Consider the following 20,980-nt stretch of genomic DNA (forward strand, 5'->3'; position numbering starts at 1 on the left):
TTCATGATGAACCCGATTGAATTGAAGAAGGCCGTCGGTAGTGGCCTCCTGTCGTTTCCGGTGACCCATTTCGACGATCACCTCAAATTCGACGAAGCGAAGTATCGCCGTCATGTCGAGTGGCTTTCCGGTTATGATGCTGCTGCGCTGTTTGCCGCCGGCGGCACCGGTGAATTTTTCTCGCTTAATCCGGCCGAAATTCCGCAGGTGATCCGGGCCGCCAAGGCGTCGGCGGGCAAGACGCCGATCATTTCGGGAACCGGCTACGGCACGTCGCTCGCCATCGAGATCGCAGTCGCGGCCGAGAAGGCCGGTGCGGACGGACTGCTGCTGCTGCCGCCATATCTGATGTTTGCCGAACAGGCGGGTCTGATCGCCCACGTCAAGGCGGTCTGCCAATCGGTCGGCATCGGCGTCATCGTCTATAACCGCGACAATGCCGTCCTGACCGCCGACAGCATCGCGCGCCTGGCGGAGGAATGCCCGAACCTGATCGGCTTCAAGGACGGCGTCGGCGATGTCGACAAGGTGATCGAGATCACCACCTTGCTTGGCGACCGCCTCGTCTATGTCGGCGGCATGCCGACCCATGAGGTTTATGCCCAGGCCTATTTCGCCGCAGGCGTGACGACCTATTCATCGGCCGTTTTCAACTTCGTGCCGGCGCTTGCCCAGCGTTTTTACGGCGCCTTGCGCACCGGCGATCAGGCAACAGTCGACGAGATCCTGAAGAGCTTCTTCTTCCCCTTCGTCGCCTTGCGCAACCGCAAGAAGGGATATGCCGTCTCGATCATCAAGGCCGGCCTTCGCGTCATCGGGCAGAACCCAGGCCCCGTGCGCCCGCCTTTGACGGATCTTTCCCAGGAAGAACTCGTGCTGCTGGAAAGGATCATCCAGGCCAACGGCGTCACACGGATCGCGGCGGAATAATATATCGCGGCAGTCGGCCGCCGGGGTGGCCCGGCGGCTGTCGGGTTCGCACCAACAACGGACATCGGCTCGGCTTGCATAGACGACCGCTATGGGGCCGGAAGCGGCGCGTCTGTTATCAGGGCGAGTTCATGCATTGCGCCGGATCTACACCATCATCGATCCTGAATAGTTGTCGATTTGGCATTCATGGGCGCAAAACCAAACTGTGCCTTGAAGGCTCGGCTGAAGGCTGCTTCGGAATCATAGCCCACTTGCCTGGCGACCGACCCAACCTTGGCTTCAGGCTGGCGCATCAAGCCCAAGGCGAGCGTCAGCCGCCAGCGGCTGTGGTAGGAAAGTGGCGCTTCTTTCACCAATGCTGTAAATCGCGCCGCGAAGCCGGACCGGGACAGGCCCGCCACCCGAGCCAGATCGAGCACGGTCCAGCGCCGATAAGGTTCGTCGTGGATGGCCTTGAGCGCGCGGCTGATGCGCGCATCCCCGAGCGCTCCAAGCCAGCCGGCATTGCCGCCCCGCTCGATCCGCACCCAGCTCCGCAGGATACTGATGACCAGCACGTCGATCAGCCGTGAAATCATGATGGACGCGCCGGGATACACCTCCTGGGCTTCCTTCATCATGAAGTAGCCAAGGCCCTCGGCCCATCCGGCGGTCTCGCCGCTGGCTTTTGGAATGTGAATGACCGACGGCAGTGCCGATACGAGCCAGGGCACAGAAGCGCTTTCGAACCGAAAGGCTCCCGCGATAAGCTTGGTCTGTTGGCCGCCTCCGCCGTGGCAGACATTGAGTTTTTCCGCGGTAACCTGCGCCGCCATCAGGGCTGCCAAGTCAGCCTCAGTTTCACACTCGCCATCGCTCAAGCCGTGTCCAAGGCCTCGCGGCAGCATGATCAGATCGCCAATTGCCACCTGCAAGGCATGGCCCTGATCGTTCACAACCGTCAGGCCCCCTTCGAGCACGATGAAGAAATAAGCCGCTCCTGGATGAAAGTGTAGCGCCCATGGTTGGCTGAGCTCGACTGTAAAGACGATTTCGCCATGCAGGCTGACCATGGCCAAAATCTGGGAGAGCAGATCCACCCGAGAGGCGAGCATGATCGCATTTTTGGACGACGGAGCATGCATTGCGGGGCTCGGGTCATGGTGATCCATCTCGGCAAGCCCTAATTTGGTTTTGTCTTCAACGAGGAATTATCTGGCAGTTCAAGTGTTTCCGCGAAGGCAAGGCCATCCTGGTCTTCCTGCCGTCGCGTAGCCGACAGCATTGCAGATTATCCGAATTAAGCAATCGCGCTGATGCGCCCTATAGGAGCTCCAAATGAAATCTGTTCTTATGTCCGCCCTAATGCTGACGACCGCCATGCTTGGTGCTGCACCCGCATGGGCCCAGCCGGCTCTCCCGGATCAAACAATTAAGAATATCGTTCTTGTCCACGGCGCCTTCGTCGACGAAACCAGTTGGGACGGCGTCGCTGCAATCCTGACCGCCAAGGGCTACAAGGTGACTGCGGTAAAGAACCCATTGACCTCGCTTGCTGACGACGTCGCTGCCACCAATGCGGTGCTGGATGCGCAAAATGGCCCGGTTGTCCTGGTGGGGCATTCCTGGGGTGGCGTGGTGATCGGCGAGGCGGGCGACAACGCCAAGGTGGCGTCACTCGTCTATGTCTCGGCCTTTGCGCCCGAGAAAGGTGAAACCATCACAGCATTGGCAGCCAGCGGCCCGGCAACTCCCGGAGCGGCGGCCATTCGGCCCGACGCAAAGGGTTACTTGACCATCGATCCTGCAGTATTCCCCAGTGCAGTGGCGGGCGACCTGCCCAAGAAGATCGGTGAACATCTGGCAGCGCACCAGATGCCGATCAACCACACTGCCTTCGATGCACCTGCAGAGGTCGCGGCATGGCACGACAAGCCAAGCTGGTACGTCCTGAGCTCCAAGGACCTCGTCCTTGATCCCCACGCACAGGCTTTCTTTGCCGAACGGATGAAGGCCAAGGTGACGACGGTCGAGGGTAGCCACGCCTCGCTGGCCTCGCACGCCGAGGAAGTGGCTGCGGTCATAGAAGCGGCCGCAGGAGCAAAGTAGCCCTCGTCAACCGATGCTATCGCCCGCCTAGCGGCGGTCGGTAGCATCGATGTGCAAAGTTCCCGGTCGCAGGGGTCGCACTCGCAGCGCTGACCCCATATCACCGGCAACACTACTGCCCACGCGCCATGGCCTCGGACAGCGCCGCACTGGCAACCGCCGGATTAGGCCTCAGCCATCACGCCCCCTCACCGCCCACGAGGTGGTGTCGTGATCGGGGTGCTGGTTGTTGCTCTCCTTGATCGCCGCGGCCCAGTCGGCGCCGTTGTCTTCGGTCGCACCGGTATTTTCTATGCCCGTGATGGTATCGAACCATGCCACCATGTTCTCGGTGCAGGTATTGGCAAGCGGCGCGAAGGCGTGCGGATCGTCAAGCGAACCGATCATCAGGTTGGTGCGACCGTTTTCAAGGTGGTGGAAGAACAATGGCGTGCCGCAATTGGCGCAGAAGCCGCGCTCGACAAGCTCCGAGCTCTTCCAGATGCTCGGCTTGCCGCGTGTCCAGCTGAGCGCATCATCGGGCGCGGCGACGAGCGCGGCAAAGATGTTGCCCGAGGCTTTCTGACACATGCGGCAATGGCAGAGATGCGAATTGTCATGCATAGCGGTTGCGTGGTAGCGCACGGCGCCGCACTGGCAGCCGCCGCTCACCTCCATCTCGATGCGTTTCATTTTTTCTCCTCCTTCAAGAGGCGGGTTTGGGCTTAATCTCTTTTAGATTTTCGTCTTTTGATCGTCCAGCTCTTCCAGAGCGGATCCAGTTCCGGTGTTCGTGGGCGTGGTTTGCCAGACCAGATGGACCCGATCACGCCTTCTCGATCGTCTGCCCATAACTTCCGCTTCAACCGCCGGTTAAGCGGTGGCAGAATCTCGCAGAGATTGTCGGCTGGGTCCGCAGTCGTGAAGTTCCGGCCGTTTTAAACCTCGAATACTTTCGACATCGGCGGCCTCCTTCGGACTTGCCTTGCTAGATCACCATTTCGCGCAAATCGCGGATAATTCCGCCGGGGCCGGCCTCGGCTGCAGCGTCTACGCCAATCTTCGTTAACCAGCACCACATGCTGACCCGGTGGAAAAGAGTGTAGAGCCGAAGCGCCCTTTCGGTGTCCCGGTGATCGACCGACCCGTAACCTTCCAAGATGGGCTGATAGCTGCGCGGGTCTTCATGTGCAGAGCAGAAAAGGGCCTTGGCCAAGTCGAAGAGCTTGTCCGCAGCGCGTGCGTTTTCGAAATCGACAAGCCCGCTCAACTCAAGTCCGCCAGCCTTGCCACGCAACGCTAACACATTGCCCTGATGAAGATCGTCGTGGGCGAGGACTGCACCGTCGCTTGCGTCGAAAAGATCGAAGCTACCTTCGGCAAATCGTTGCAGACGACGTGCCAGCTCGGGATCGCCGCCGAGCTCGCGAAACCGCCGAAACACATCGTCAAACGCTGCCGTCATGTAATCTGCGTTAGTGTGTACCGGTTTGTCGATGCCCTGGCCATGCACGTAGCCATACCCAGGCATCGGTACCGCATGAATGCGTCTTAGAAGCTCCCCCATCTGGCGATAGGCCTCTTTGATGTCAGGCTCGGCCATCCAGTGACGAAGCGAGCGGCCCGGCAGGTGCGTCAACAAGGAATAGCGTAGCGGCATAAGGGACCGCGATTCATCGACGCGCAGCCAGGTGGGAACCGGCAGCGTCAAATCTTCGAGCCAGCCCGCAACGAGCGCCTCCTTAGACGGTCCCCACTCGGGCTTGTCCGGATAAATCTTGAGAATCAGCGACCCATAATCGGAACTAGCAAGATCAATCCTGTAGACCTCAGTGCTGCCGCCCTCCAGCCGGGAGAAACCGCTGATGGCGAGATCGGGCTCAAGGTGTTGGATGAGCCGCAAAACAGTTTTGGCGTCCAGTTCGAAAGTCATCCTTCGTCTCTGTGCCATAGCATGCGACCCTGTTGTCGCGCTTTCGCCTAACGGGATAAAGCTCTCTGCATCTCACTATAATCACGGCAATTGGGCAATCCTGCGACCCTGAACGAAACGCCTCCCTTCCCACTGGTTACAGTATGAATGCGCAACAGGGCTCATCGCACTGCATTCAGCAGCCCGCTCTCGATGCTTAACTATCGGATCAGTTGAGGCGAAATAGTCCCGTCAAGAACTTCTTCACAGTGGCTTGGGCTGCCTCGGTCGCAGCTTTGTCGCGCCGCCAAACCATATAACTCCCCCAACTTGAGTCGCATTTGCTCCAACGGCCGTTGCGCCTACAGCGCCACGCCGGTGCCTCGGTCAAACACATGCACCTGGTCGCTGGTGATGCTCGCCTCGAAAACAGCGCCGTAACGGGCGGGATATTCGCCGTCGACGATGGCGGTCACCTGTTGTCCGGCGAGATCGAAGACGACATGGGTCTGGGCACCTGTCGGTTCCACCAGCATCGTCCGGCCGGCAAGCGGCGTGCCGGCGGCAACGCCTGGAATGAGATGCTCGGGGCGCAGGCCGATGGTGACGGCCTGGCCGGCCTTGACGTTGCGGTCGGGCGCTATGCGGATAGCCGTGCCGTCGCTGAGACGAGCAGCAGGCCCACCATTTTCACCGTCGACCGTGCCTTCGAGCATGTTCATCGCCGGCGATCCGATGAAGGCGGCGACGAAGAGGTTGGCGGGTTTTCTGTAGAGCTCGAGCGGCGTCCCCTCTTGCTCCACCCTGCCCTGATTGAGCACGACGATGCGGTCGGCAAGCGTCATCGCTTCGATCTGGTCATGGGTGACATAGATCGAGGTCGTCCTGACCTTCTGGTGCAGCGTCTTGATTTCCGAGCGCATCTGCACGCGCAGCTTGGCATCGAGGTTGGACAGCGGCTCGTCGAACAGGAAGACGGCGGGATTGCGCACGACAGCGCGCCCCATGGCGACGCGCTGACGCTGGCCGCCGGAAAGTTGGGCCGGCTTGCGGTCGAGCAGGTTGGCGAGATCCAGCATGCGGGCGGCCTCCGCCACCCGGGCCTCGATCTGCGGTTTGGCGACGCCCGCGAGCTTCAGATTGAAGCCCATGTTTTCAGCGACAGTCATGTGCGGATAAAGCGCGTAGGATTGGAAGACCATGGCGATGTTGCGTTCGCGCGGCGTCATGGCGTTGACGACCTTGCCGCCGATGGCGATCTCGCCATCGGTGATCTCCTCAAGACCGGCGATCATTCTCAGCAGCGTCGATTTTCCGCAACCGGACGGCCCGACGAGAGCGACGAATTCGCCATCCTCAATATGAAGCGAGATGCCGTGAATGACATCGACGGCGCCATAGGTCTTGCTGATATCGGTGAGTTCAACGGATGCCATGATTGCACTCCAACGGTTCGGCTCAGGACTTGACGGCGCCGGCGGTCAGACCGGCGATGATGTGTCTCTGGGCGACGAAAAAGACGATGATGGTGGGAAGGATGGTCAGCGTAATGAAGGCCAGCACCAGCTGCCACTCCGTGCCGTACTCGCCGCGATAGACCATGATGCCGAGCGGCCAGGGATATTTCGATTCCGAGTTCAGCATAATCAGCGGCAGGATGTAGCTGTTCCAGCTGCCGACGAAGGAGATGATGCTGACGGTGGCGACGATCGGCCGGGAAAGCGGCAACGAGATATGCCAGAAGAAGCGGAGATAACCGCAGCCATCGACAAAGGCCGCCTGAAACAATTCTTCCGGAAGATTGCGGAAGTAGTTTCGAAACAGCAGGATGCTCATGCCAAGGCCGAAGGCCACCTGCGGCAGCACCACGCCCCAATAGGTATCGAGCAGGCCGAGATCGCGGATGCGGATGAACAGCGGCAGGATCGCGGTCGCCGCCGGAAACATCAGGCCGAGCAGGAAATAATTGAGCAGGAACGACGACCCGAAAAAGCGGACATGGGCAAAGGCGAAAGCTGCCATCGACGATACGATCAGCGTCAGAAGGACGGTGAGCGACGCGATCAACAGCGAATTGCCGATCTGCAGCCAATAGCGTTCACCGAAGAGAATATCGGTGTAGTTCGCCAATTGCCACTCCGTCGGCAGGCCGAAGGGATTGGTGCGCAGGTCGCCCAGCGTCTTGAATCCGCCGAGCGCCGTCGTCAGCAGCGGCACGAGCACGATCGCGGCAATCAGGCTCAGCGACACGTAGAGATAGACGCGTGTTGATGTGCTCATGCGGATGGAAGAGCTCATATCAGTCATGGCGCATGAAGATCCTTTTGTAACCGAAGGCCAGCGTCACGCAGATGATGAAGAGCACCACGCCGACCGCGCTGCCGAGGCCGACCTGCATGCGCATGACGCCGTAGGTATAGAGGAAGGTAACCATCGTCTGGGTGGAGTTGGATGGCCCGCCGCCCGTCAGCGGCATGATCATGTCGAAGAGCTGCAGCGAGCCGACGACGGCAAAGAAGATGGAAAGACGCAAGGTCGAGCCGAGCAGCGGCAGTGTGACGTAGCGGAACTTCTGCCAGCCGGTGGCGCCGTCGATTTCGGCGGCCTCCAGCACGCTCTTGTCGACGGATTGCAGGCCGGCGATGAACAGCATCATGTGGAAGCCGAAATATTTCCAGACGATCACCCCAAGCACGGCATAGATCGCCACGTCCTTATCGGCGAGCACGTAAGGGTTGGCGAAGCCGAAGAAGTTGGAAACGGCGGCAAACAGGCCATAGTCGCCATCATAGACGAAGCGCCAGATGAGGCCTGCGGCAACGTCCGCCAGGACATAGGGCAGGAAGAAGATCAGCCGGTAGCCGACGACACCCGGAATGCGGTGCGCCAGCATTGTGGCCAGCCAGATGGCGAGCGGCACCTGGATGCAGATCGAGATGACGATGATCAGGCCGTTATTGACCAGCGCCTGGGTGAAGGCCGCATTGCGGAACAGAACCTGGAAATTGCGCAGCGCGATGAACTCGGTCGGCGTGCCGTAGCCGTTCCACTTGTAGAGACTGTACCAGGCCGCCTCGCCCATCGGCATGATGACGAAGAGCGTGAAAAGCAGCAGCGCCGGCGGCAGGAAGATCAACAGCACCGCCAGCCGGTCATGCGCGACCGAGCTCTTGCTGTTTGCGGCTCTCTTTGCCGGCCTCGCGGCCGTGGTTATCGATGGGACTGAAATATTGGCCATGGGTCCTGCTTTCGCATCTCGTCGGCAGCAATGCTGGCGCCCCGATTTGGGGCGCCAGGAAGGGTCTGCAGGCGCTGGTTATTGTTCCAGTTCGAAAGCGTCCTGGATCATCTGGGCGCCGTCCTTGGAATTCATCTGCCCGGAGACGATTTCCACCGACACGTCGTTGACGACACGGCCGACCGCGGCACCCAGATCCTGGTCGAAGAAGTTCTGATGCCATGTCGAGCCAGCCAACTGCTTGGCCGACTCGGCCAGGAGCGGACTGGTGACACCGTCATCGGCGCCGACGGCCACGGGCAGCAACATGCCGGCCTTGGCCATCGCACGCTCGTTCTCCGCATTCGTCAGGAAGGCGAGGAAATCGATCGCCTCCTTGGAAGCCTTCTTTGTGACGGCCCAGCCGTTCAAGCCGCCGAGCGTGTCCGTCGGCTTGCCGGCGCCGCCCTCAACCGCGGGGAAGGCGAAACGGCCGATATTGTCTGCCGAAAGCCCCTTGCCGTCACCGGCATTCTTGCGCTGGTTGGCTTCGGTATTTTCAAAGCCCAGGATCATCGCGGCCTTGCCGTCACCGAATACGCCGAGCGTCTGTGGCCAGCTCGCGCCGAGATAGCCAGGCTGGAAAGGTTCGAGCTTGCCGAGTTCGGCGAGGTCGTCGCCTGCCTTGATGACCGCCGGATCGAGGAAACCTTCGCCTTCGCCGTTCTTGGCCGCCTCGAAGACCTTCTGTCCGCCCTCGCGCATGACAAGATAGCTCCAGTAGAAATGGATGGGCCATTTCTCACCGCCGCCGCCTGCAATCGGCACGATGCCGGCGGCCTTGATCTTCTTCACCGCTTCGAGAAAATCACTCCAGCTCTTGATCTCCTCGGCTTTGACGCCGGCCTTGGCAAACATCGCCTTGTTGTAGAAGAAGCTGACCAGGCCGACCTTGTAAGGTATGGCCCAAGTCTTGCCGTCGAAGGTCAGGCCTTCGACCGAAGCCGGGGTATAAGCGCTGCGCAGCTTACCGCCATCGGCATCGAGGGCCGCCGTCACGTCCTGGAGCGCGCCGGTCTCGGACTGCTGCTTCAAGACGCCGCCGCCCCAGCTGTAAAAGAAATCCGGCACGTCGTCGGACTGCAGCAATGTCGGAAGCTTGGCCTTGAAGGCCTCGTTTTCGAGAAACTGCATCTGGATATCGACGTCGGGATGCTGGGCTTCGTATTTCTTGACGATGTCTTCCCAGGCCGCGACATATTTCGGGTCGAGCTCGAGATGCAGCCATTTAACGACCGTCGCCGCCGAAGCAGCACCAGCTCCGGCCAGCAATATGCCGGCAGCCGCGGCCATGGATGCGATACGCCTGCCGCCAAAAGCGGCGCTCTTGAACCTAAAAGTCATGATTTTTCCTCCCAGGGGTCCTGTCCTCACAATTTTTCCCCTATGCGGATTAATTCAACGGAGCTTTGGCATATTGTCAACCCAATGCCTCTATTTTTATCAAATGCGCTTGACATGACCGCTGAATTCCCTGCTATTTATTTCGTAACCCGTTAAAAATATTTGGGTTCCGCCCCAAAGAAACGCTCGCCTGGCTAGTTCCCATGAAGACCGCAGATCCCGAATTAATGCGCGCGATCAATCGCTTGAACGTGCTCGATACTATCAGGCGCCATGGTCCGATCTCGCGGATAGAGATCAGCGAGCGTACCGAACTCTCCACCACAACCGTTTCGGCCATCACCGCCTCATTGCTCGACGACGGGCTGATCCTGCCGCGTCACGAAGGCGATATCCGCAATGAGGCCGTGCGCGGACGGCCGCGGGTCATGCTGGAGCTCAATCCCGATGCCGCACGCGTTGTGGGCGCCAAGATCGCTGCCAACAGGATGGTTTTTGTCGTCACCAATTTCCGCGGCGATGTGCTGTCGAAGCTCGCCTTGCCGATCCGCATCGACCGGCAGCCGATTGGCGTCATCGCCGATCTCGTTGAGGATGGCGTCCGGCGCTGCGTCGTCGATGCCGGACTTTCGCTGGAGGATGTCGACAGCGTCTGCCTCGGCTTTCCCGGCGTCATCGAGCACCGCACCGGCTACATCAGAAGCAGCCCGATCTTTCGCGACACCAATGTCAATTTCGCCGCCGAGATGTCGACGCGGCTGGCAACGCCGACCATTGTCGAAAGCGACGCCCACGCCATCACGCTTGGCCATCACTGGTTTGGAAAGGCGCGCGATCTCGAGGATATGGTGCTGATTTCGCTGGAACAGACGCTAGGGCTGGGCGTTCTGCACGGCAACAGCCTGTTTCGCGGCGCCGGCGGCCTCAGCCACAATCTCGGCGACCTGGTGCTCGGCATGGGACCGAATGGCGTCGTCCGGCTTTCTAGCCGGGCCGGCGAAAGCGCGATCCTCGGCGAACAGCAGGCCGATGGGCGTTTTGCCGAGGCGATCCGTCTCGGCCGCGGCATGAACCATGCCCAGGCGCTGATCAAGGCAGACGACGACCGGCTGATTAGCGCCGCGATCCGCGCCGGCGAAGCAGTCGGGTTGACCATTGCCAACATCGTCACACTGTTTGCGCCGCCGCGGGTCATCCTGGTCGGATCGAGTCTGGCGCTCGGCGAACCCTTTCTCAACAGCCTGCGCGATGCCTATACGCTCGCCATTCCGCCATCGCTGCGCGGCGTGAGCGAACTCGTCTTCGACGATTCGACCGATGATTTCTGGGCGCAGGGTGCCGCTGCGGTGGCGCTCTACGAGCTTTACGAATCGCCCTGGAGTACGACGGGGCCGGCGCTCTGACGGGCGGCACAATCAAAATCAATGGCACGATCAATGGAGGAATTCATGGACAAGGTCGGTATCGGCATCATCGGATGCGGCAATATTTCAGGCGCCTATCTCACGGCGATGGCATCCTTTCCCATCCTCGACATCCGCGGCGTCGCCGATCTCAACCGGGAGCTGGCGGAAGCAAAGGCTGCGGAATTCAACGTTCCCGTCAAGACCGTCGAGGAGCTTTTCACCGACCCCAAGATCGAGATCATCGTCAACCTGACGATCCCGAAGGCCCATGTTGCCGTAGCGCTGCAGGCGCTCGATGCCGGCAAGCATACCTATTCGGAAAAGCCGCTCGGGATTAATTTCGCGGAAGGGAAAAAATTGGCGGAGGCCGCCAAGGCGAGGAATCTGCGCATTGGTGCTGCCCCAGACACCTTTCTCGGCGGCGGCCACCAGACGGCGCGTGGCTTGATCGACCAGGGCGTCATCGGCCAGCCGGTCGGCGGCTCGGCAACCTTCATGTGCCCGGGCCATGAGCGCTGGCATCCGAACCCGGCCTTCTATTACGAAGTCGGCGGCGGGCCGATGCTCGATATGGGTCCTTACTACATCACCGATCTCGTCAATCTTCTCGGGCCGGTTGCGCAGGTTGCAGGCTTTGCGACGACGCCGCGGGCCGAGCGGCTGATCACCAGCGAACCGCGAAACGGCCAACGCATTCCCGTGCATGTGCCGACCCACGTCGCCGGGATGATGGCCTTTGCCAATGGCGCTGTCGTGCAGATCGCCATGAGCTTCGATGTTGCCGGCCACAAACATGTGCCGCTCGAAGTCTACGGCACCGAGGGCACGCTTGTTGTTCCCGATCCCAACAGGTTCGGCGGCCCGGTGGAATATCTGAAGAAGGGCGGTCCGTTCGAGGACCAGCCGGTCACCTCACCCTATGCCGACGGCAACTACCGCTCCCTCGGCGTTGCCGACATGGCGCATGCGATCCGCTCCAACCGGCCGCACCGCGCCAATGGCGATCTGGCCCTGCATGTGCTCGAAGTCATGGAAGCATTCCACACCGCCGCCGCGACCGGCCGGACGGTCGCGATCACCACGGCAACGGAGCGCCCTGCCCCGCTGTCCGATTCCATCGTCGACGGACGGTTGGCGAAATAAGTTTCAGGAGGAAAGACTATGCGTGAAGCACTGATCGTCTGGGGCGGCTGGAGCGGGCATGAGCCGCAGGAGTGCGCCGAAATCATCAAGACCATGCTCGAGGAAGACGGCTTCAAGGTCTATCTCGAGCACGGCACCGAGGCGCTTGCCGATCCTTCCGTCCATGATCTCAGCCTCGTCGTGCCAATCATGACGATGTCGAAGATCGAGAAGGAAGAGGTCAAGAACCTCGCGACCGCGATCGAAAGCGGAGTCGGTATCGCCGGCTATCACGGCGGCGCGGGCGATGCCTTCCGCGACTCCGTCGACTACCAGTTCATCATCGGCGGCCAGTGGGTGGCTCACCCCGGCAACATCATCGACTATACCGTCAACATCACCCGTCCCGACGATCCGCTCATGGAGGGTATTGCCGATTTCCCCTATACCTCAGAGCAATATTATATGCATGTCGACCCCTCGAACGAGGTTCTGGCGACGACCAAGTTCACCGGCGAACACGCCTACTGGATCGACGGAGTCGTCATGCCCGTCGTCTGGAAGCGGAAATACGGCAAGGGCCGGGTGTTCTATTCCTCGCTCGGCCATCAGGCCAAGGAATTCGACGTTCCCCAGATGAAGACCATCTTCCGCCGCGGCGCCAACTGGGCGGCGCGGTAGGCTAGGCTGTCTGTTTCGAGGGGATCCAAGAAGGCCCCCTCCCCACCCCCCCCACAAGGGGGAGGGGCTAAACTGCGGCCCGCGCCAGCGACAAAAGGCGAGCGCTTGCTCGCTGTGACCGTTCTACGGATTATTACGATGGAGGTTATCGCAAGCGGCGCGGCATATTAGGCCCTCCCCCTTGTGGGGAGGGGTTGGGGAGGGGTTTTGGCTGGTCTCAGCCGATGATCAATGCCGTCCCGTAGAGCCCCAGCGCAAAAACCGTATGGGCCAGCAGATTGAAGCACCGCACCTTGTTCGGCGTCGGATGTTTGGAGGCGGCCCAGCCGATGCCGAGGCCGGGCTGCAACAGGAACCACCCTGCCCCGACGGTGATGATGCCGAAGATCCAGGCGGGAAGAAATGTCGGGGCCGCCAGCCAGGCCGAGCCCATGATGATGGCGAAGATCACCCCATAGAGGATGCCGACAGCGTAATGGCTGATCCAGCCGAGCGCCAGTTCGTTGTTATAGGGTTCGGCATCGGCGATGCTCTCGTGAAAAACCTTGCCCCGGCCGAGGTGCCAGAACCAGCGACCCACAGGTGCCCAGTTTGGGGCCGCCTGGCCGAGCTGGGTGAGCACGATTGCCCAGAGGTCCATCAGGATTGTTGCGCCGGCGCCGAGCGCCAGACCACGCAATAGAATATCGAACATCGGGAATCACCGGAAGTGTTGCGAATGCAGGACGCTACCAAACCATTGCGGGCGCGCCTGCGCAAGACTGCCACCAGTTCATCGCCTCAACTCCAGTTTTTCCCCGGAGGAGGGTCCCTGCCCTCGTCGGCGCTCGGTCATCCGCAAAGGCGTCAGTGCAGGCGTGAATTGACTGAAGGCACAAGGGGCTGCGGTCTCGCTTTTGTTCCATAAGACTTGCGCTCCCCTGAAATTTAGCCAAAATCCTGATCGTAATACCCAGGCTCCTGACAGCAACGCGGCGCGCCTGGAAGCTATTCATTTAATACATCAAGGATGATTGCAGATTGACAGTGGCGTGGCGGCCGTGATTGACCCGCCGAGACTGAACAATTCGAATTTATATCTATCGTCACGGCGTGGATGCGACATGACTTTCGTGGAATCGCAAGGGGACAGAAAGTATCGGACCAGCGAGCGAGTGGGCGGGCTCGTTGAATGCTCGTCGCTGCAGGTCGAGCTCAGGCGTTTCGATCCGGGCTGGCAAGTCGACCTTACACTCGAATGCACGGAAATAGCCGTCCTGCTCTCGGGTCAGTCGAAGATCAGGTGGACCGGTGACGGTCACAGGCAGGAGGCCATCGCTCGCCCCGGTGTCGCCTGGATATGTCCGGCGGGTGTCCATGAGAGCGATGTAGAAATCATCGGCACCATGCCCGAGTCCCTGCACATCTTCCTGCCGCCGTCGCTCGTCGGTGAGAGCGCGCTTTCGAACTTTGACATCGACCCGGCCAAGGTGCAGCTCGCCTATGCGGGCGGCGTCCCCGATCCCATGGTGCTGCATATCGGCCAACTCTTTCGCGGTTTGTTGAACAGAAGCCTGGAGCCGACCGATCGACTCTTCCTCGACGGCATTCAGATGGCGCTGGTGGCGCACCTGCTCGGCACCTATTCGTCTGGTCGGTGGCATCCTGCCGTGCGGGTCCCGACCATCGATCCAAAAAGGCTGCAACGCGTCTTCGATTTCATCGAAGCCCGCATCGCCGCAGAGATCTCGCTGAATGACCTTGCTGCCGAGGCCTGCCTTAGCCCCTTTTATTTTGCCCGTATGTTTCGCAAGGCCACCGGCCTGACCCCGCATCGCTACGTCACCGAGCGACGGATCGAGGCGGCCAAGGAAAAGCTGCGGCTTGCGGGATCCTCGCTCGTGGAGATCGCGCTCGATACCGGCTTCGGCTCGCAGGCGAATTTCACGCGCGTCTTCCGCAAGATGACCGGCTTGACGCCCGGCCAATACCGCGCACTCGTCACCGGTTAGCGGTTTCCGCCTGTCGGACAGAGTTCGACGTTTGTGCACGCACGCCGGAGCGCAAGATTTGCGCATAGCGCAGCAAGAGCTGAAAATACCGCAAAACCATTTCCGGCCTACACCTGTCTTATCGAACGGGGAGCACTCATCCTCGAACGAAAAAGGAGGCAGGGAGATGATTACCATTGACGAAGCGCGCAAGATCATCGCCGCAGGCGAGGCGCGGGCTAAAGTAATCGGCGTGCCGGTCAATATCACGGTCCTGGACGCCGGAGCCCATCTCAAGGCGTTCAGCCGAATGGACGGCGCCGTGCTCGGCTCGATCGACCTTGCTATGGGCAAAGCCCGGACGGCCGTATTGTTTCAAACCACAAGCGAGGCCGTCTGGGAATATTGCAAGCCCGGCGCTCCCGCCCATGCCCTCGAATTATCCAACGGCGGCCTGGCTCCCTTTCCCGGTGGCATCTCGCTTTTTGCCCACGACGGCACGGTGATCGGCGCCGTTGGCGTTTCCGGCGGAGCGGTTCCGCAGGATCTGGAAATCGCGAAGGCAGCCGCTGCAGCCGTCGCGTGACGTGCCAACCCTTGCTTTTGACCAACCCTAAAGTATCGAAAGGAATGTCGCATGACCAAGACCATTTTGATCACTGGTGCAGGCTCCGGCTTCGGCAAGGCTGCCGCCATTGGCATGGCCAAGAACGGCCACAGCATTATCGCGACCACACAGGTTTCGTCGCAGGTCACTCCGCTGCGTGAGGAGGTCTCCGCCCTCGGACTGAAGAACGTTCGAGTCGAGCGTCTCGACCTCACCGACGCCTATGACATCAAGCAGGCGCAGGGCTGGGACTTTGACGTGCTCTGGAACAATGCCGGCATGGGCGAAGCCGGTCCGGTTTGGGAAATTCCGATCGAGCTCGTTCGCAAGAACTACGAAGTCAATGTCTTCCTGCCGCTGGTGCTGACCCAGGGCGTCGTCCAGAAATGGGTGCGCGAACGCAAGAAGGGCAAGGTTGTTTTTACGTCCTCCATGGGCGGCCTCTTCACTCCGGCCAACTGGGGCACCTATGTCTCCACCAAGCACGCTTTGGAATCGATCGCCGAAGCGCTGCAGCAGGAACTCGCCCCTTATGGCATCAAGATCCAGACGATCAATCCGGGCGCCTACTACACCGGCTACAATGAGACCATGGCCGACAATCCGTTCCGCTGGCTGGACGACAGCAAGAACTTCACCAAGCGCGCAGATCTGCGCAAGGGCTTCGACGATTTCTTCGCCACCCCCGAAGGTAAGATGGACCCGAAGGAAATGATCGACCGTATGATCGACGTCGTCCCGGCCGACACCGGCAGGTTCCGCAACGTGGTACCGAAGGTCGTCGAGGACATGCTGAAGGAGCATCAGCTGAAAGCCTGGGAAAACCAGATCTAAGCAGAATTTTTGGCGGCGAGCTCTGCAAGTGACACCCGGCCAGCGGTGTCGCGCCACCAAACCGATCCTTGGAGGAAACCATGTCCATCATCGCAACCGCAACTGTCCGCAGCCCGGCACCCTTAGTCCGCCGCATCTTCAACGCTGCCCTCGGCATCGCCGCCACCATACTGGCTCTGGGTGGGATGGAAGTGCGTGCCGCACCGCAGACGCTGACCGAGACTGAACGCCGCAACAAGACGACTGTCGAGGCCGGCTTTGAAGCGTGGGCGGCCGGCACAGGCAGCCCTTATGACCTCCTCGCTGACGACGCCCGCTGGACGATCGAGGGCTATTCGTTGGCATCGAAGACCTATTCCAGTCGCGAGGCGTTCTTGCGCGAAGTGATCCGCCCGTTTAACGCCCGCATGAAGGCGCCGCTGAAGCCCGCGATCCGCAACGTCTATGCCGACGGCGACACTGTGATCGTCTTTTTCGATGCCCGCGGCATCGCCCGCGACGGGGAGCCCTACGCCAACACTTATGCCTGGTTCCTCGACATGCGCGACGGCCGTATCGTCCGCGCCTCGGCCTTCTTCGATTCGGTCGTGTTCAACGCGTTTTGGACCCGTGTAACGCCGGCCGACTAGCCAGAACCAAACTTACCGTTTCAAGGTCGCGCGGCGGACAACCTGCTGGCCACCAGCCGGCTTCCCGGGATTCAACCGCAGGATCGGGGCGGCAGGCGACTGACGCCTGTTGCCGGCTCCGTTATTTGACCGGCTCAACATCCTTGGCGAAGGTCGACCGTCAAAGGGCGTCGCGCTCGTATCGCGGCGCCCATCCGCGGGCCATCCCGCGGCTCATCACTCTTTCCGCCAGCGCCAATTGCTGGCGGAGATGTTTGCAGTCATCGAGCAGCGAGCGTATCGCCGCCTTGGCATTGTCGTCATGCCAGGCAAGCACGGCTTCGACTTCCCAAGCTTGATCGGGCCAGCTTTGATCCGGCCAAGCTTGACCAGGTCCAGTTTGTTCGGGGCGTGCCCGATGGGGTTCCAAGGCTTTTACCGGCTGCATCAGTTCAGCGCCAACGGCAATTGAACAGGGCGCGGCAACGGCGGCAGCGGCCGGCTGAGTTCGACCTTTCTCTGCCAGGCGGCACGACGCTGTTGATCCCGCTCGCGGGCTGCGCGGGATGCTTCGACAAGCGCGAGGGCGTTGGCGATCACCTGTTCCGTATGCGTCATGATCATCTCCAATGTTCCTGTTTTGTTCTAAGTTAGAACTTCGGCAAGAAAAGTCAAGCGTCGGGACAAATATGGCTTTGAGGATGGGTGGGAAGCGCGGAGAGTATTCAGTCCGCTGCTTCTATGACGGCAATGCCCGCCTCCTGTGCCGCCCTGATGAAGGCCGCCCGAACGTGTTCCGGCGGGAGATCGCCGATAATCGCATCCAGGCACGACTTGACGGCCTCGAAATACTCTTCGCCGTCGTCTACGGGCCAGTCGCGCAGGAGCGTGCGCGCGGCGTCCCACACAGAGTTAATAACGGCGTAATGGCCGAGCCCCATTGAGGCCAAGCCAACCGGTCGAAAATGTGCCGTCTGTTTCACTTTGCTACAGCTTTTCCCAATTTCGGTGGAGCTCATGGGTACGATGCAATTTGCATGCCGTTGGTAGGCCGCGTCACCAGCCGAAGTGCGGCTTCACGGGATTCGATCTTGGTCAGCGATGCTCGCAGTGTAGACGCTCCCCTTCGTCCACTCCAGATCCCTGCAGCCGGCCCGGTTTGAGAACACGGAGCTTGAACTGAGGCCCTCCGATCAGTCTTTAAGCGAGCGATTATGGTAAATATCGGGCTCCCAGTCCCGCGCCCGCTGATTACGTCTCAGTCTTTCCTTTTATACTCTATAAGAATTACAGCAACTCATATGCTTTGCGCGACGCAGGACGCTCTCTAATCATTAATGGATTGTACCAGAGGTGGACGGAGTTTCATCCGGGTCGTACAATCCAAATCTATCTGCACGCGGATCTGGGAGGAGCGCGATGCCTATTTTCATGGACCGGCACTTTCTTGAAGGAACCACAGCCGCCGACGTTGCCCGGGCGCATCGCATGGATCTCGACATTCAGGACAAATACGGCGTCAAGTTCTTGACCTACTGGTTCGACCAGCGGCGCGGTACCGCCTTCTGCCTCGTGGATGCGCCGGATGCGGAAACGGCGCAATGCGTGCATCGAGAGGCGCACGGTTTCGTCGCCGGCGAGGTCGTCGAGGTCGCCTTATCGGCGGTCGAAGCTTTTCTTGGCCGAATTCACGATCCTGAGCCGGCGCCTGGACAGTCATCCAGCGACGTCGATCCCGGCCACCGGGCAATCCTCTTTACCGACATCGTCGGATCGACAGCAATGACATCGCGCCTCGGCGACCGCATTGCAACCGAAATGGTCAGGGCTCATGACGCTATCGTGCGCAGATGCCTCAGCCAGAATTCAGGCCGAGAAGTGAAACACACCGGCGACGGCATCATGGCGACCTTCGCCGCGACAACGGCAGCGGTCGCATGCGCCATGGCGATCCAGCGGGAATTCGAACGTTACAACGGCGGAAACTCCGAGCCTCTCCATATCCGCATCGGAGTGGATTGCGGCGAACCGGTCGAGGACAGCAACGACCTCTTCGGCTCGACCGTGCAACTTGCCGCGCGTCTCTGTGCGGCAGCCTCCAGCGACCAGATCCTCGTCTCGGAGAATATTTTTCGGGAATACGGCGCCGCCGATCTCTTCGCTCACGCGACGCGCCGACGGTTCAAGGGATTTTCGAAGCCTATGCTGGTCTTCCGATGCGAGTGGGCGAGTGCGGGCGTAAACTAGGCCGTGGACTCGTTATGGCGGAGAGTGAGACGAACACAAGCCAGCTTGGTCATAGCAAGAAAATTCATGCCGAGTTTGTCGTAGCGGGTTGCAATCCGTCGGAAACATTTCAGTTTACTGAAGAATCGCTCAATGAGGTTCCGCTTTTTGTATAACTATGGGCTGAAGACGAGCGTTATCTTCCGGTTGGATTTTGGCGGAATGTTTGCCCAAGAACGCTTGGTTCTCACCTTCGCGCGGAGCCAAACGGCGTCGTAGGCAACGAGCGCCGATTTAGGCCGTCAGATTGGGGATGAACGACCATTCTTCGGCCATGAACTCAAGCGTTTCATCGCGAAAATAATATAGGAAATGCCGAGAGCTAACGGTGTCTGTCCCGATCTTTTCCCAAGACACGGCATCGCGGTCGGGGTCGAGACCGACTAGCTCATAGAACTCGCCCCAACGAGGAGCCACACCGCTGTAGCGACCATGGCCGTCTACCTAATACCATTCATGATCATTGGTGCTGTCCCAGCGCCAGCGGCTGCAACCCACAAATCTCAAAGTGCCCCATGTCTCATCAAATTGCGGACGGGTCTTCGAAAACAGGCTCAACGCCCTGAGAATACCCGTCGGCTTTTTTTCGTGCACGGGCCTATACGAGCGGAAACGGACTTTGACGGAGGAGCCCTCAACTGAAACCTGGGGCTCTGGCGCATTTGGTTCGGCCACCCAATCTTGGCCGAGTTGTAGTTTGACAAACTTGAGCATGGACTGCGATTAGCCGACTTGCATGACCGATTCTACTCAATTTATGAGTTCTCGGCCCAATATCTGCTGGATCCGACACCCGAATAGCCGGCTGCCTCTTGGCAGGGCTTGCCCGGCGCTTTGTGGCCAAGAAATAGGCGATCATCCGATCTGTAGGTACCGAAACCAGAACGCGCCGCAACTGATGTCGCGGCGCGCCCTCGCCTGCCATGCAGGCGGCCCCCCAGCAGCCATATCTGATTAAGCATTACTAATTTGATGATTCATCAGTCCGTCGAACCTTGGACCACCCTCGACTTTGGCAAGCACGCCCGACATCTTCAGAAAGCGCCGGAAATTCTCGCGTGCAGCGCTCAGCGGGAAACGCCCGTTGGCCGTATCTCTGCACGCCTTCAACAGCGTTTCATATGCCAAACCCCGTTTGTCCTCCGGCCACTCGTCGAGAAAATCGAAGATTTCATCGAGGCACGTGATCTCGTCGATGAAATGTTGACGATGAAGCAGAATCGGATCAAACCGAGTTGACGACATAGTATCCTCCCATTTATATTACTTTTTTATGGTGTAATTTTACTCAAAAACCGCAATCTATTCAAGTCGAAATCGCGCCCGCTTGACTATTAACGTCGCGGAACTACTTCCATAGCGACGGAATAGCCCGATCAGCTTAGACTTACGTGAATTTAGTCATCGGCTGAGGCCGCGACGCATCACGATTATAGATTGATTGATCAATCGCGCGAATGTTTCGGCTCAGGTGAGCGTGATCTAGCAGGCAAGAAGTTTTCGTATAGGCTCGCGTTGGCATGGTAGATTGCGACCATGACAAGCTTGTGAGGAGACGTTCAGATGAACCGATTTTTTCCATTGGTAGCGGGAGTGCTGATCGGTGTGTCCGCGTTCGCGTCTTCCTGCACGTCGCCTGCAAGGCAGGATCACCAGGATTTTCAGTATCAGCGGAACACATCGGTAAACCCGGCATGTGCGGATGGGTTCAGACCCAGCAATGCTCGCTCGTGTAGTTATTGAAAGGCATAGAGCCGGAAATTGGGCGGCACGCTGCAGCAATTGGACCGGTTGGGAACTCCAAGCCCTGCCTCACCGTTAGATGATCGGGTCACAATGGCCCGACCCTTAAACAGGAGAACGGTTTCCCATGAACAATTTGATCTGGCTTGTCGGCGCTGTCGTTATCGTGCTCGCGATTTTGAGTTTCTTC

General features: G+C 59.7%; 22 protein-coding genes and 1 pseudogene. 10 read left to right on the plus strand and 13 right to left on the minus strand.

Translation table 11 applies throughout. From position 1 onward, the window contains the following. The first annotated feature begins 3 nt into the window (after positions 1 to 3). Complete coding sequence (kdgD, locus tag BS630_RS34385; RefSeq protein WP_077981045.1) at positions 4 to 930, plus strand: 5-dehydro-4-deoxyglucarate dehydratase; 927 nt, start codon at positions 4 to 6, stop codon at positions 928 to 930. 155 nt (positions 931 to 1,085) lie between these two features. Here the strand turns inward: kdgD and BS630_RS34390 are convergent, their stop codons facing one another. Next, positions 1,086 to 2,084 (minus strand): AraC family transcriptional regulator, encoded by a 999-nt coding sequence (locus BS630_RS34390; protein WP_245310618.1) that lies wholly within the window; start codon positions 2,082 to 2,084, stop codon positions 1,086 to 1,088. Positions 2,085 to 2,250: 166 nt separating this feature from the next. Here BS630_RS34390 and BS630_RS34395 point away from each other — a divergent pair, with 166 nt between their 5' ends. Next, the gene (locus tag BS630_RS34395; RefSeq protein ID WP_077981047.1) at positions 2,251 to 3,021 is read left to right on the plus strand and encodes an alpha/beta fold hydrolase; all 771 of its coding nucleotides are present in this window, start codon (positions 2,251 to 2,253) and stop codon (positions 3,019 to 3,021) included. A 171-nt stretch (positions 3,022 to 3,192) separates the two neighbouring features. Here the strand turns inward: BS630_RS34395 and BS630_RS34400 are convergent, their stop codons facing one another. The 6 genes from BS630_RS34400 to BS630_RS34425 all read right to left on the minus strand — a co-directional run bounded on the left by BS630_RS34400 (position 3,193) and on the right by BS630_RS34425 (position 9,533). Further along, complete coding sequence (locus BS630_RS34400; RefSeq protein ID WP_077981048.1) at positions 3,193 to 3,693, minus strand: GFA family protein; 501 nt, start codon at positions 3,691 to 3,693, stop codon at positions 3,193 to 3,195. Positions 3,694 to 3,988: 295 nt separating this feature from the next. Further along, positions 3,989 to 4,933, minus strand: a complete 945-nt coding sequence (locus BS630_RS34405) for a phosphotransferase family protein (protein ID WP_077981049.1) — start codon at positions 4,931 to 4,933, stop codon at positions 3,989 to 3,991. Between the two features lie 341 nt (positions 4,934 to 5,274). After that, a complete protein-coding gene (locus BS630_RS34410) occupies positions 5,275 to 6,348 on the minus strand; it encodes an ABC transporter ATP-binding protein (protein WP_077981050.1) in 1,074 nt (357 codons plus the stop codon). A 22-nt stretch (positions 6,349 to 6,370) separates the two neighbouring features. After that, positions 6,371 to 7,219: a carbohydrate ABC transporter permease gene (locus tag BS630_RS34415; RefSeq protein ID WP_077981051.1), complete on the minus strand. Its 849-nt coding sequence runs from the start codon at positions 7,217 to 7,219 to the stop codon at positions 6,371 to 6,373. Beyond that, the gene (locus BS630_RS34420) at positions 7,212 to 8,150 is read right to left on the minus strand and encodes a carbohydrate ABC transporter permease (RefSeq protein ID WP_003559249.1); all 939 of its coding nucleotides are present in this window, start codon (positions 8,148 to 8,150) and stop codon (positions 7,212 to 7,214) included. The genes BS630_RS34415 and BS630_RS34420 overlap by 8 nt, the downstream gene beginning before the upstream one ends. A 78-nt stretch (positions 8,151 to 8,228) precedes the next feature. Then, positions 8,229 to 9,533, minus strand: a complete 1,305-nt coding sequence (locus tag BS630_RS34425) for an ABC transporter substrate-binding protein (protein WP_077981052.1) — start codon at positions 9,531 to 9,533, stop codon at positions 8,229 to 8,231. 203 nt (positions 9,534 to 9,736) lie between these two features. Here BS630_RS34425 and BS630_RS34430 point away from each other — a divergent pair, with 203 nt between their 5' ends. From BS630_RS34430 to BS630_RS34440, 3 genes are read left to right on the plus strand one after another with little or no spacing between them, the layout of a single operon-like run. Continuing rightward, positions 9,737 to 10,936: an ROK family transcriptional regulator gene (locus tag BS630_RS34430; protein ID WP_077981053.1), complete on the plus strand. Its 1,200-nt coding sequence runs from the start codon at positions 9,737 to 9,739 to the stop codon at positions 10,934 to 10,936. A gap of 45 nt (positions 10,937 to 10,981) precedes the next feature. Beyond that, a complete protein-coding gene (locus BS630_RS34435) occupies positions 10,982 to 12,082 on the plus strand; it encodes a Gfo/Idh/MocA family protein (protein ID WP_077981271.1) in 1,101 nt (366 codons plus the stop codon). Between the two features lie 18 nt (positions 12,083 to 12,100). Then, on the plus strand, positions 12,101 to 12,742 hold the full coding sequence (locus tag BS630_RS34440; protein ID WP_003539493.1) for a ThuA domain-containing protein: 642 nt from the start codon (positions 12,101 to 12,103) through the stop codon (positions 12,740 to 12,742). A gap of 217 nt (positions 12,743 to 12,959) precedes the next feature. Here BS630_RS34440 and BS630_RS34445 read toward each other — a convergent pair whose 3' ends face one another. Beyond that, positions 12,960 to 13,436: a DUF2938 domain-containing protein gene (locus BS630_RS34445; protein ID WP_077981054.1), complete on the minus strand. Its 477-nt coding sequence runs from the start codon at positions 13,434 to 13,436 to the stop codon at positions 12,960 to 12,962. Positions 13,437 to 13,845: 409 nt separating this feature from the next. Here BS630_RS34445 and BS630_RS34455 point away from each other — a divergent pair, with 409 nt between their 5' ends. The 4 genes from BS630_RS34455 (at position 13,846) to BS630_RS34470 (ending at position 16,782) form a co-directional block, all read left to right on the plus strand. Beyond that, positions 13,846 to 14,733 carry a helix-turn-helix transcriptional regulator gene (locus BS630_RS34455; RefSeq protein WP_077981056.1) on the plus strand — a complete coding sequence of 296 codons (888 nt, stop codon included), beginning with the start codon at positions 13,846 to 13,848 and terminating at the stop codon, positions 14,731 to 14,733. 166 nt (positions 14,734 to 14,899) lie between these two features. Beyond that, the gene (locus BS630_RS34460; protein WP_077981057.1) at positions 14,900 to 15,298 is read left to right on the plus strand and encodes a GlcG/HbpS family heme-binding protein; all 399 of its coding nucleotides are present in this window, start codon (positions 14,900 to 14,902) and stop codon (positions 15,296 to 15,298) included. A 51-nt stretch (positions 15,299 to 15,349) separates the two neighbouring features. Then, a complete protein-coding gene (locus BS630_RS34465; protein WP_027665909.1) occupies positions 15,350 to 16,153 on the plus strand; it encodes an SDR family oxidoreductase in 804 nt (267 codons plus the stop codon). Between the two features lie 80 nt (positions 16,154 to 16,233). Beyond that, positions 16,234 to 16,782 carry a nuclear transport factor 2 family protein gene (locus BS630_RS34470; RefSeq protein ID WP_077981058.1) on the plus strand — a complete coding sequence of 183 codons (549 nt, stop codon included), beginning with the start codon at positions 16,234 to 16,236 and terminating at the stop codon, positions 16,780 to 16,782. A gap of 160 nt (positions 16,783 to 16,942) precedes the next feature. On the opposite strand, the gene BS630_RS34475 is transcribed toward BS630_RS34470, so the two are convergent. The 3 genes from BS630_RS34475 to BS630_RS34480 form a co-directional block, all read right to left on the minus strand. After that, the gene (locus tag BS630_RS34475; RefSeq protein ID WP_077981059.1) at positions 16,943 to 17,209 is read right to left on the minus strand and encodes a hypothetical protein; all 267 of its coding nucleotides are present in this window, start codon (positions 17,207 to 17,209) and stop codon (positions 16,943 to 16,945) included. Further along, positions 17,209 to 17,379, minus strand: coding sequence for a hypothetical protein (locus BS630_RS36935; RefSeq protein ID WP_162039352.1), 171 nt, complete (start codon positions 17,377 to 17,379; stop codon positions 17,209 to 17,211). The genes BS630_RS34475 and BS630_RS36935 overlap by 1 nt, the downstream gene beginning before the upstream one ends. A 107-nt stretch (positions 17,380 to 17,486) precedes the next feature. Beyond that, positions 17,487 to 17,744: a DUF982 domain-containing protein gene (locus tag BS630_RS34480; RefSeq protein WP_003539480.1), complete on the minus strand. Its 258-nt coding sequence runs from the start codon at positions 17,742 to 17,744 to the stop codon at positions 17,487 to 17,489. Between the two features lie 436 nt (positions 17,745 to 18,180). On the opposite strand from BS630_RS34480, the gene BS630_RS34485 reads away from it, so the two are divergent. Then, complete coding sequence (locus tag BS630_RS34485; protein ID WP_077981060.1) at positions 18,181 to 19,008, plus strand: nickel-binding protein; 828 nt, start codon at positions 18,181 to 18,183, stop codon at positions 19,006 to 19,008. Here the strand turns inward: BS630_RS34485 and BS630_RS38795 are convergent. Further along, positions 19,005 to 19,268, minus strand: a pseudogene (locus tag BS630_RS38795) (transposase); the annotation flags it as partial. The gene BS630_RS34485 and the pseudogene BS630_RS38795 sit on opposite strands and share 4 nt — an antisense overlap. Positions 19,269 to 20,001: 733 nt before the next feature. Further along, positions 20,002 to 20,292, minus strand: coding sequence for a DUF982 domain-containing protein (locus BS630_RS34500; RefSeq protein WP_077981061.1), 291 nt, complete (start codon positions 20,290 to 20,292; stop codon positions 20,002 to 20,004). Positions 20,293 to 20,980 lie beyond the last annotated feature (688 nt).

This window comes from Rhizobium laguerreae (genome assembly GCF_002008165.1).
GTDB lineage: Bacteria > Pseudomonadota > Alphaproteobacteria > Rhizobiales > Rhizobiaceae > Rhizobium > Rhizobium laguerreae.